This is a genomic window from Streptomyces sp. PL-25, from assembly GCF_058344915.1.
The window spans coordinates 4,010,366-4,021,927 of the sequence record NZ_CP136997.1 but is presented as its reverse complement, the minus strand read 5'-3'; the positions used below and the strand labels follow the sequence as shown (position 1 = coordinate 4,021,927).

The window sequence follows — 11,562 nt, the reverse complement described above, 5'->3', positions numbered from 1 at the left end:
ATGGCGCCAAGTCGACATCCGCGGGCGGCATTGTCAGGGACAATGAGGCCTGACCTCTGCGTGCCCGCAGAGGCCGTGGAACTACCCACCAGGGGCGGTGACTTACATGCTCTTTGCGGCCGACAAGGGAGACATCAACACCATCATCGGCGGGATCGCTCCGGACTGGGGGCCCTTCGGCAGCCTGGGCAACGAGGCGAAGGTGATGATCGAGGTCGTGATGGCGGTGGCCATCCTGCTCTGCCTCGGCATCGCCGTCTGGGGCGCCGCCAAGCAGCGGATCGGCGCGACCGCCCTGCGCGACACCTTCAGCGCGGAGCAGGGCAAGGGCCTGATCATCGCCGGTCTCACCGGGGTCTTCATCATCGGTTCCCTCGGCACCCTGTTCACCATCGTGTACGGCATGGCGGTGTAGACCGTGCGACCCATCTGACGGCGCACACCCGCGCACACCGCGCACGGTGCGCCGTTCCAGCCGCCGGCCGTCCCGTCCGGGCGCGTCCGGTGCCCCCGTTGCCCCCACCCACCCACCGTGCCGACCGGCCGAGGTTGCGTTTCCCTGATGTCGAGTCACCACACCGCGCCTGCGCGGGAACCAGCGCGACTACCGTCGTACTTCCACGCGTTCCGCCACGAGGCCGAGGTCAAGGACGAGGGGGCGTACCGGGCATGAGTCTCGGAGACGAGCACGGACACGGCGACTCCGCACGCGCCGACAGCGACCCGTACGGCGGCGGCCAGACCCGCACCAGACTCCCCGACCGGGCGGGCGACCCCTACGGCGGCGCCCGCCGCGGCGCCCGCTCCTCCTCGCGCGGAGTGGTCACGGTGGTCGCCGTGGTCGTCCTCCTCATCGCCGCGATCGCCTTCGCGAACCGCGGCAGCGGATCCTCCGGCAGCGCCTCCCGCGGCGGCTCCGGCGCCCACGCCGAGGCCGCGGCCACCGCCCCCACCGGCACCCGCCCCGTCACCACCAGAACCGCCGGCCTCCCCTCCGGCTTCGCCCACGACCAGCAGGGGGCACAGAGCGCGGCGGCCAACTACGCGGTGGCCCTGGGCTCGGCGGAGATGTTCGACACCACGGCACGGCACCGGATCGTGAACTCGGTCTACGCCCCCGACGCCGCCGCCCGCCGCCAGGCCGACCTGGACAGCGCGTACGCGAACGAGAAGTTCCTCAGCAGCATCGGCCTCGGCAAGAACGGCTCCGCACCCGCCGGGCAGACCTTCGTCTCCCGCGTGGTCCCGGTCGGCACCAAGGTCACCTCGCTGAACGGCACCGGCGCCACCGTCGAGGTCTGGTACACCTCGCTCTTCGGCCTGTCCGGACAGGCGTCGACCAACCCCGTGACCGAGAGCTGGTACACCACCACCTACCAGCTGACCTGGGTCGACAACGACTGGAAGGTCACCGACTTCCAGCAGAAGGACGGCCCCGTGCCCGTCGGGCGCGACCAGAGGGCCTCCACCGCCGACGACATGACGAAGGCCGTCGAGGAGTTCGGAGGCTTCACCTATGCGCGCTGACCACCGCTTCCTGAAGGTGACGGCGGCCGCCGCCGCCGTCCAGACCGGCCTGGTCCTGCTGGCCACGAGGGCGTTCGCCGAGCCACCGTCACCGAGCGCACCCGCGTCGCCGTCGTCGTCTCCGTCGCCCTCGGGCAAGGGCATCTGCGACCTCATCGGCGAGGGCGCCGCCAAGGAGCACTGCCTCCAGGGCAACGGCTCTGCCAAGTCCAACGGGATCTCCACCGACCCCACCTCCACCCTCGACCCCCTCTCCTCCCTCGCCAAAGGCTGCGCCGACGCCGCCTCCTGGACCGTCAAGCAGCTCAGCAAGGCGGTGCAGGAGACCGCCGCGGTCGACTTCACCAACCAGAAGTTCCTCCAGCAGTACGCCATCGTCTTCGCCGCCTCGGCCATCCTCACGCTCCTGCTGTGGCTGCTGGCCGTCGCCAAGCGGGCCGTGCGCGGCGTACCGCTGTCCACCGCGCTCTCGGAAGCCGTCGGCTTCCTCTGGCTGACGGTGCTCGCCTCCGCCTTCACCCCGCTGATCCTCTACACGGTCGTCTCCGCGACCGACAGCGTCAGCGACGTCCTCGCCAAGGCCACGGGCGACCAGACCGGCACGTTCTTCGGCACGTTCGCCGGCGCCCTGGACAAGGGCACCGACATCGGCGGCGGCCCGATCATGCTGATCCTGGTCTCGATCATCTCGATCCTGGCCGCGGGCGTGCTCTACCTGGAGCTGTTCCTGCGGGCGATCCTGCTCTACGTCGGCGCCCTGCTCGGCGTCGTCGTCTACTCCGGGCTCGTCGACAAGAACCTGTGGGGCCACGTCCGCCGCTGGGCGGGCATCATGATCTCCGTCATCCTGGTCAAGCCGGTGATCGTCATCGTGCTCGGCCTCGCCAGCGCGCTCTCCACCGACGACGGCCCCGACGCGCTCGCCGCCGTCGTCTCCGGCCTCGCCATCATCCTGCTCGCCATCTTCGCCAGCGCCATGATCTACCGCTTCGTGCCCGGCTTCGGTGACGAGATCGCCGCCGGCCGCAACAACCGCATCATGCAGGGCGCCGAAGGCAAGGCCGCGGCCGTCATCAGCTCCCCGGCGAGCCTCGTCGCCCAGGGCATCAAGACCCACAGCACCCGGGCCGACAGCGGCGGCGCGGCCGGTGGCGGCGCCTCGGCGCCCCGCCCCGCCAACCAGACCGCCGGCGGCTTCGCCGCGCACGGCTCGCGCGCCGGCGACAGCGGCGGCTCCGTCCCCTCCGCCGCCCCCGCTCCCCGCGCCCCCAGCCCGGTGAACACCCCCCACGCCAGCAGCACCCGCAACAGCAACACCCATCGCACGGGAGGTGAAGGGCGTTGACGACCGAGTCCCACGTGTCCCCAGCGGTCACGCCCCGCCGTACATATCTGATCGGCCGCGCCCGGCCGAACGCCATCGTCGGACGCAACCGCGAGACCGGCGAGATCTCACTGATCATCGCCGGCGCCGCCCTCGGCATGCTCTGCGGACTCCTCGTCCCCGTGCTGTCCCTGCGCATCGTCCTGCTGGCCGGCTTCCCGCTGCTGGCCCTGGCCGCCGTCTACGTGCCCTACAAACACCGGACCTTCTACAAGTGGTTCGAGATCAACCGCAGCTTCAAGCGCACCGTCAAGCGCGGCGCCGTCTACCGCTCCGGTGTGATGGAGGCCGGCACCCGCAGCGACGGCCGGGAGATCGAGATCGGCCCGCCGCCCGGCATCGGCCGGATCACCTGGCTCGCCGCGCCGTTCGGCCCGGACGAGATCGCCGTCCTGCTGCACGCCGACCGCAAGACGGTCACCGCCGCCATCGAGATCGAGGGCCCCGGCGTCGGACTGCGCGACTCCGAGGACCAGGAGGCCCTCGTCGACCGGTTCGGCACCCTGCTCAAGCACGTGGCCAACGGCGACGGCTTCGTCACCCGCCTCCAGATGCTCGCCCGCACCCTGCCCGCCGACCCCGACGCGCACGCCAAGGACGTCTCCCAGCGCGGCGACGAACGCGCCCCGCAGTGGCTCCAGGGATCGTACGAGCAGCTCCAGTCCATGGTGTCCACCAGCAGCGAGCAGCACCGCGCCTACCTCGTCGCCTGCATGCACTTCAGCCGCGAACTGGCCGCCGAGGCGCACGCGATGGCCCGCGCCGCCCGCCCCGGCTCGGGCCGCAGGCTCGACCGCGACGCCGGGCTCGCCGTCGTCATGGCCCGCGAGCTGACCGACATCTGCTCCCGCCTCCAGGAGGCCGACATCCGGGTGCGCCAGCCGCTCGGCCAGGGCCGCCTCGCCTCGCTGATCCACTCCATGTACGACCCGGACCACCCGATCGACCACATCCAGGCGATGACCCAGCGCAACGCCTGGCCGGCCGAGCTGGACGCCATGGAGCCGACGTTCCTCCAGGCCAAGACCCGCGAGTCCGCGACCCGCGAGCCCTGGTGCCACGCCACCGCATGGGTCAAGGAGTGGCCGATGACCCCGGTCGGCGTCAACTTCCTGGCGCCGCTGCTGGTCCACACCCCGGACGTGATCCGCACGGTCGCCGTCACCATGGACCTGGAACCCACCGAGGTCGCCATCGAGCGCATGCTGACCGAGAAGACCAACGACGTCGCCGAGGCCAGCCGCGCCGCCAAGATGAACCGCACCGTGGACCCCCGCGACGTCCAGGCCCACCACCGCCTCGACCAGCGCGGCGACGACCTCGCCAGCGGCGCGGCCGGCGTCAACCTCGTCGGCTACATCACCGTCTCCTCCCGCACCCCCGAGGCCCTGGCCCGCGACAAGCGGACCATCCGCGCCTCCGCCGGAAAGTCGTACCTGAAGCTGGAGTGGTGCGACCGCGAGCACCACCGCGCCTTCGTGAACACGCTCCCGTTCGCCACCGGAATCCGACGGTAGGGGCTGATGCTCTGATGCGGGACCCGCTGACCGCACTCACGGACGCCTTCACGTCCTTCCTGTTCGGGAAGGTCGAGACGACCCGGCTGCCGGTGCGCACCTCCACGGGCCAGGCCCAGGCGGTCTACCTGCCCACGGCCGCGCCCGGCCTCGGCGACTCGGGCGTCATCATCGGCCGCGAGGTGTACTCCGGGAAGGGCTACATCTACGACCCCTTCCAGCTGTACGGCCAGCAGCTCCCCGCCCCGCACTGGCTGGTCCTCGGCGAGTCCGGCAACGGCAAGTCGGCCCTGGAGAAGACGTACGTCCTGCGCCAGCTGCGCTTCCGCGACCGCCAGGTCGTCGTCCTGGACGCCCAGGGCGAGGACGGCGTCGGCGAGTGGAACCTCATCGCCGAGGAGCTGGGCATAACTCCCATCCGCCTCGACCCGACCGCCGCCCTCAACCACGGCATCCGCCTCAACCCGCTCGACCCGTCGATCACCACCACCGGGCAGCTCGCCCTGCTGCGGACGATCGTCGAGGTCGCGATGGGCCATGGCCTGGACGAGCGCTCCGGCTTCGCCCTCAAGGTCGCGCACGCCTACGTCAACGAGACGATCGTGCAGCGCCAGCCGGTCCTGTCCGACATCGTCGAGCAACTGCGCCACCCCGAACCGGAGTCGGCGGAGGCGATGAACGTCGCCACAGACGACGTCCGGGCCTGGGGCCTGGACGTCGCCCTGGTCCTGGACCGCCTGGTCGACGGCGACCTGCGCGGCATGTTCGACGGCCCGACCACGGTCGGCATCGACCTGGACGCGCCGCTGATCGTGTTCGACCTGTCCCACATCGACCGCAACTCCATCGCCATGCCCATTCTCATGGCGATCGTCGGCGTGTGGCTGGAGCACACCTGGATCCGCCCCGACCGCAAGAAGCGCATCTTCCTGGTCGAAGAGGCCTGGCACATCATCAACAGCCCGTTCGTGGCGCAGCTGTTCCAGCGGCTGCTGAAGTTCGGACGCCGGCTCGGCCTGTCCTTCGTCGCCGTCGTCCACCATCTGTCCGACGTGGTCGACGGCGCCGCGGCGAAGGAGGCCGCCGCCATCCTGAAGATGGCCTCCACCAGGACGATCTACGCCCAGAAGGCCGACGAGGCGAGAGCCACCGGCCGGGTCCTCGGCCTGCCCCGGTGGGCGGTGGAGATCATCCCCACCCTCACCCCGGGCATCGCCGTGTGGGACGTCAACGGCAACGTCCAGGTCGTCAAACACCTGATCACCGAGACCGAACGGCCGCTGGTCTTCACCGACCGCGCCATGACCGAGTCCTCGCACGACCGCCTCGCCTCCGACGACGCCCTGCGCGCCGCCGAGCTGGAGGCCGAGCAGCGGGCGGCGGCCTTCGTGGAACAGCACGTCCCCGACCTGGGCGGCTCCTCCGAGTCGACGGTGGCATAGGGGACGGTGGCACAGGAGAGGCAGGCAGGTGAGACCCGACGACCGCGCCCCGGGCAGGGGCCGGAGCCAGGGCGGCATCCCGGACGGCCTGCTGGTCGGCCTGCTCGCCTTCCTGCTCGGCATGACCGTGCTGGTGTGGACGGCGACGGGTCTGGCCGGGCTGTTCACGCACGGCTCCTGGCCGTCCGGCGTCAGCTTCCCCCGTACGCCCCTGGCCATGCGCCACCTCGCCACCGACCCGCACGACATCCCCGGCGCCTGGCCCGACACCCCGCCCGGCAGCCTCTCGGGATACGGGCTGTTCTGGGGCCTGCTCATCGGCCAGCTGATGGTGCTGTTCGTGCTGACCGTCTTCGCCATCGGCACGACCGCGCGCTGGCGCGCGGGCCGGGCCCGGCGGCGCGCCGAGGCCGGGGCCGCCCGCACCCGCCCGGCGACGGCTCCCGCCCCGTCCGGGACGGCCGCTCCCTGGCAGGAAGCCGCACCCGCGCCGGCATCCCACGAGGTCCCCGGCGCACCGGTCCCGCCGCAGCACCACCCCGCGCCGCCGGACGCCGTGCGACCGCCCGCACCGGCCCAGACCGCGTCTGCGCCGGCCACGGCGGCATCCCGCCCGGCACCGGTACCGGTACCGGCAGCCTCCGAGCCAGCGCCGCAGCCGACCGTAGAGACCGCCGTAGAAGCCGCCGTGGAGACCGTCGCACGGCCCACGCTCGTCGTGGCGCCGAAGGAGAGCCGCCGGGCGACGGCCGCGCAGGCGGTCCTCGACGCCGCCGGACCCGCCCTGGTCGTCACGTCCGACCCCGCGCTGTGGCAGGACACCAAGGACGCCAGGGCCAAACTGGGCCCGGTCCTCCTCTACGATCCCGCCCACCTGTGCGACACCCCGGCCAGGCTGCACTGGTCGCCCCTGTCGGGCTGCGCGGACAAGGACACGGCGGTGGCACGCTCCGGCGCCCTGCTCGCCCCGGTCCACTCCACCGCGAAGATCGACCAGACGCTGAACGACACCGCCCGCACACTCCTGCGCTGCTATCTGCACGCCGCCGCCGTCGACGGCCGTACGGTCCGTCATGTGCACCGCTGGTCGCAGGGCACCCAACTCCAGGAAGCCGTACGGATCCTGCGGACCAACCCGAAGGCCGCGACCGGCTCGGCGGGCGAACTGGAGGCCGCGCTCACCGCGCACCCCGACCGCCGCGACCAGGCCCAGGAGCTGACCGGCCGCGCCCTCGCCGCCCTCTCCACGGTGAACATCCGCGAGGCGTGCACACCGCACCGAAATGATGCGGTCGCCTTGGATTCCTTCGTCAATGAAGGGGGAACGCTTTACGTGGTGGGGGAATCCATCGAGGATCCCCGTACCAACCCGGGTGCCATGCCCCTCCTCACGGCACTCGCCGCAAGCGTGGTCGAGCGCGGCCGGCGCATGGCCGAACGGTCATCCTCCGGTCGGCTCGACCCACCACTCACGCTCGTCCTCGACGACGTGGCGGCCGTCGCCCCGCTGCCCCAGCTCCCCGAGCTGCTGGCCCACGGCGCCGACCGCGGCCTGCCGACGCTGGCCCTCATCCGCTCCCGCGAACAGGCCCGCGCCCGCTGGCCGCACGACGAACTCTCGGCCTGACCTCACGGCCGTTCAGGGGCGTTCGAGGACGTACTCCAGCTCGTTCGCGTCGGGGGCGGAGGCCAGCGGGACCGTCCGGCCGGTCGGCAGGAAGCCGACCCTGCGGTAGAAGCGCTGGGCCCGGCCGTTCTCCTCGTGGACGATCAGCCGCACCCGCTCCGCACCGATCTCCCAGGCCCAGCGCAGCGCCTCGTCGAACAGCACCTCCGTGAGCCCGCACCCCCGGTGCTCGGGCCGTACGTACACGCCCACGAGATGTCCCTGGCGCCGCTCGATCGGGAACCCGGCCCAGTCGGTCGTACCGGCCTCCTCCATGAGCAGGGTGACCGATCCGACCCAGGTCCCGTCCGGTGCCTCGGCGATGAACTGCCGTACCTCGGTGGACCCTTCGGCGGCCCCGGCCGCCCGCTCCCGCCAGAACGAGTCGGGCCGCTCCACGGCCTCCTCGTACGTCTCCAGGAAGGCGAGGTGCGCCACCGGGTCCTGGAGCGCCTCCAGCCGCAGTGCCTTCACGGCCGGCCACTCGTCGGCGCGTATGGCGCGGACCAGGTACTTCTCGTCGTGCTTGTCGACCCTGTCGGAGGTGCTCATGGGGCCTACGGTAATGCAGACAAAAGAAAAGGCCCACACCGTGAGGTGTGGGCCTTTTCTGAATGATTGTTCGGCGGTGTCCTACTCTCCCACAGGGTCCCCCCTGCAGTACCATCGGCGCTGTAAGGCTTAGCTTCCGGGTTCGGAATGTAACCGGGCGTTTCCCTCACGCTATGACCACCGAAACACTATGAAACAATCAACCGCACCACGCCGTGACCTGGCATGGGGTTGTTCGTGGTTTCAGAACCAACACAGTGGACGCGAGCAACTGAGGACAAGCCCTCGGCCTATTAGTACCGGTCACCTCCACACGTTACCGTGCTTCCAGATCCGGCCTATCAACCCAGTCGTCTACTGGGAGCCTTACCCCATCAAGTGGGTGGGAGCCCTCATCTCGAAGCAGGCTTCCCGCTTAGATGCTTTCAGCGGTTATCCCTCCCGAACGTAGCCAACCAGCCATGCCCTTGGCAGAACAACTGGCACACCAGAGGTTCGTCCGTCCCGGTCCTCTCGTACTAGGGACAGCCCTTCTCAAGACTCCTACGCGCACAGCGGATAGGGACCGAACTGTCTCACGACGTTCTAAACCCAGCTCGCGTACCGCTTTAATGGGCGAACAGCCCAACCCTTGGGACCGACTCCAGCCCCAGGATGCGACGAGCCGACATCGAGGTGCCAAACCATCCCGTCGATATGGACTCTTGGGGAAGATCAGCCTGTTATCCCCGGGGTACCTTTTATCCGTTGAGCGACGGCGCTTCCACAAGCCACCGCCGGATCACTAGTCCCGACTTTCGTCCCTGCTCGACCCGTCGGTCTCACAGTCAAGCTCCCTTGTGCACTTACACTCAACACCTGATTACCAACCAGGCTGAGGGAACCTTTGGGCGCCTCCGTTACCCTTTAGGAGGCAACCGCCCCAGTTAAACTACCCATCAGACACTGTCCCTGATCCGGATCACGGACCCAGGTTAGACATCCAGCACGACCAGACTGGTATTTCAACGACGACTCCACACACACTGGCGTGCACGCTTCAAAGTCTCCCAGCTATCCTACACAAGCCGAACCGAACACCAATATCAAACTGTAGTAAAGGTCCCGGGGTCTTTCCGTCCTGCTGCGCGAAACGAGCATCTTTACTCGTAGTGCAATTTCACCGGGCCTATGGTTGAGACAGTCGAGAAGTCGTTACGCCATTCGTGCAGGTCGGAACTTACCCGACAAGGAATTTCGCTACCTTAGGATGGTTATAGTTACCACCGCCGTTTACTGGCGCTTAAGTTCTCAGCTTCGCCCCACCGAAATGGAGCTAACCGGTCCCCTTAACGTTCCAGCACCGGGCAGGCGTCAGTCCGTATACATCGCCTTACGGCTTCGCACGGACCTGTGTTTTTAGTAAACAGTCGCTTCTCGCTGGTCTCTGCGGCCACACCCAGCTCACGGAGAAAATCCGATCACCAGACATGGCCCCCCTTCTCCCGAAGTTACGGGGGCATTTTGCCGAGTTCCTTAACCATAGTTCACCCGAACGCCTCGGTATTCTCTACCTGACCACCTGAGTCGGTTTAGGGTACGGGCCGCCATGAAACTCGCTAGAGGCTTTTCTCGACAGCATAGGATCATCCACTTCACCACAATCGGCTCGGCATCAGGTCTCAGACACATGGCATGCGGATTTACCTACACACCGTCCTACACCCTTACCCCGGGACAACCACCGCCCGGGATGGACTACCTTCCTGCGTCACCCCATCACTCACCTACTAACCGCTCGGTTCAGCGGCTCCACCACTCCCCTCAACTCCGAAGAGATCAGGGCGGCTTCACGGCCTTAGCATCACGATGCTCGATGTTTGACGCTTCACAGCGGGTACCGGAATATCAACCGGTTATCCATCGACTACGCCTGTCGGCCTCGCCTTAGGTCCCGACTTACCCTGGGCAGATCAGCTTGACCCAGGAACCCTTAGTCAATCGGCGCACACGTTTCTCACGTGTGAATCGCTACTCATGCCTGCATTCTCACTCGTCAACCGTCCACGACTACCTTCCAGTGCCGCTTCACCCGGCAGACGACGCTCCCCTACCCATCACAGCCGCCGTTGGGCGTACATGCTGCAATGACACGACTTCGGCGGTACGCTTGAGCCCCGCTACATTGTCGGCGCGGAATCACTAGACCAGTGAGCTATTACGCACTCTTTCAAGGGTGGCTGCTTCTAAGCCAACCTCCTGGTTGTCTCTGCGACTCCACATCCTTTCCCACTTAGCGTACGCTTAGGGGCCTTAGTCGATGCTCTGGGCTGTTTCCCTCTCGACCATGGAGCTTATCCCCCACAGTCTCACTGCCGCGCTCTCACTTACCGGCATTCGGAGTTTGGCTAAGGTCAGTAACCCGGTAGGGCCCATCGCCTATCCAGTGCTCTACCTCCGGCAAGAAACACACGACGCTGCACCTAAATGCATTTCGGGGAGAACCAGCTATCACGGAGTTTGATTGGCCTTTCACCCCTAACCACAGGTCATCCCCCAGGTTTTCAACCCTGGTGGGTTCGGTCCTCCACGAAGTCTTACCTCCGCTTCAACCTGCCCATGGCTAGATCACTCCGCTTCGGGTCTTGAGCGTGCTACTCCACCGCCCTGTTCGGACTCGCTTTCGCTACGGCTACCCCACAACGGGTTAACCTCGCAACACACCGCAAACTCGCAGGCTCATTCTTCAAAAGGCACGCAGTCACGAGATACAGCAAGCTGCATCCGACGCTCCCACGGCTTGTAGGCACACGGTTTCAGGTACTATTTCACTCCCCTCCCGGGGTACTTTTCACCATTCCCTCACGGTACTATCCGCTATCGGTCACCAGGGAATATTTAGGCTTAGCGGGTGGTCCCGCCAGATTCACACGGGATTTCTCGGGCCCCGTGCTACTTGGGTGTCTCTCAAACGAGCCGCTAATGTTTCGACTACGGGGGTCTTACCCTCTACGCCGGACCTTTCGCATGTCCTTCGCCTACATCAACGGTTTCTCACTCGTCCCACGGCCGGCAGACCGTAGAAGAGAGATCCCACAACCCCGCATACGCAACCCCTGCCGGGTCTCACACGCATACGGTTTGGCCTCATCCGGTTTCGCTCGCCACTACTCCCGGAATCACGGTTGTTTTCTCTTCCTGCGGGTACTGAGATGTTTCACTTCCCCGCGTTCCCTCCACACTGCCTATGTGTTCAGCAGCGGGTGACAGCCCATGACGACTGCCGGGTTTCCCCATTCGGAAACCCCCGGATCAAAGCCTGGTTGACGACTCCCCGGGGACTATCGTGGCCTCCCACGTCCTTCATCGGTTCCTGGTGCCAAGGCATCCACCGTGCGCCCTTAAAAACTTGGCCACAGATGCTCGCGTCCACTGTGCAGTTCTCAAACAACGACCAACCACCCATCACCCCGGGACAACATCCCGAGTGCACTG

Annotated in this window: 7 protein-coding genes and 2 rRNA genes; 6 read left to right on the top strand and 3 right to left on the bottom strand. The window is 67.4% G+C overall.

Going from position 1 to position 11,562, the window contains the following annotated elements:
- Positions 1 to 106 precede the first annotated feature (106 nt).
- The 6 genes from R4Z62_RS18130 to R4Z62_RS18105 all read left to right on the top strand — a co-directional run bounded on the left by R4Z62_RS18130 (position 107) and on the right by R4Z62_RS18105 (position 7,497).
- A complete protein-coding gene (locus R4Z62_RS18130; RefSeq protein WP_014673544.1) occupies positions 107 to 415 on the top strand; it encodes a DUF8827 family protein in 309 nt (102 codons plus the stop codon).
- Positions 416 to 669: 254 nt separating this feature from the next.
- Positions 670 to 1,527, top strand: coding sequence for a DUF8175 domain-containg protein (locus R4Z62_RS18125; protein WP_491520347.1), 858 nt, complete (start codon positions 670 to 672; stop codon positions 1,525 to 1,527).
- Positions 1,517 to 2,872 (top strand): hypothetical protein, encoded by a 1,356-nt coding sequence (locus R4Z62_RS18120; RefSeq protein WP_385499609.1) that lies wholly within the window; start codon positions 1,517 to 1,519, stop codon positions 2,870 to 2,872. Before R4Z62_RS18125 ends, R4Z62_RS18120 begins: the two co-directional genes overlap by 11 nt.
- The gene (locus R4Z62_RS18115; protein WP_064533895.1) at positions 2,869 to 4,428 is read left to right on the top strand and encodes an SCO6880 family protein; all 1,560 of its coding nucleotides are present in this window, start codon (positions 2,869 to 2,871) and stop codon (positions 4,426 to 4,428) included. Before R4Z62_RS18120 ends, R4Z62_RS18115 begins: the two co-directional genes overlap by 4 nt.
- A 14-nt stretch (positions 4,429 to 4,442) precedes the next feature.
- The gene (locus R4Z62_RS18110) at positions 4,443 to 5,870 is read left to right on the top strand and encodes an ATP-binding protein (RefSeq protein ID WP_064533896.1); all 1,428 of its coding nucleotides are present in this window, start codon (positions 4,443 to 4,445) and stop codon (positions 5,868 to 5,870) included.
- A gap of 28 nt (positions 5,871 to 5,898) precedes the next feature.
- Positions 5,899 to 7,497, top strand: a complete 1,599-nt coding sequence (locus R4Z62_RS18105; RefSeq protein WP_491520346.1) for a TraM recognition domain-containing protein — start codon at positions 5,899 to 5,901, stop codon at positions 7,495 to 7,497.
- Positions 7,498 to 7,509: 12 nt separating this feature from the next.
- On the opposite strand, the gene R4Z62_RS18100 is transcribed toward R4Z62_RS18105, so the two are convergent.
- From R4Z62_RS18100 to R4Z62_RS18090, 3 genes are all read right to left on the bottom strand, one after another.
- Complete coding sequence (locus R4Z62_RS18100) at positions 7,510 to 8,088, bottom strand: GNAT family N-acetyltransferase (protein ID WP_389463291.1); 579 nt, start codon at positions 8,086 to 8,088, stop codon at positions 7,510 to 7,512.
- A 68-nt stretch (positions 8,089 to 8,156) separates the two neighbouring features.
- Positions 8,157 to 8,273 (bottom strand): 5S ribosomal RNA (gene rrf, locus R4Z62_RS18095).
- Positions 8,274 to 8,361: 88 nt separating this feature from the next.
- Positions 8,362 to 11,482: ribosomal RNA gene (locus tag R4Z62_RS18090) — 23S ribosomal RNA — on the bottom strand.
- Positions 11,483 to 11,562 lie beyond the last annotated feature (80 nt).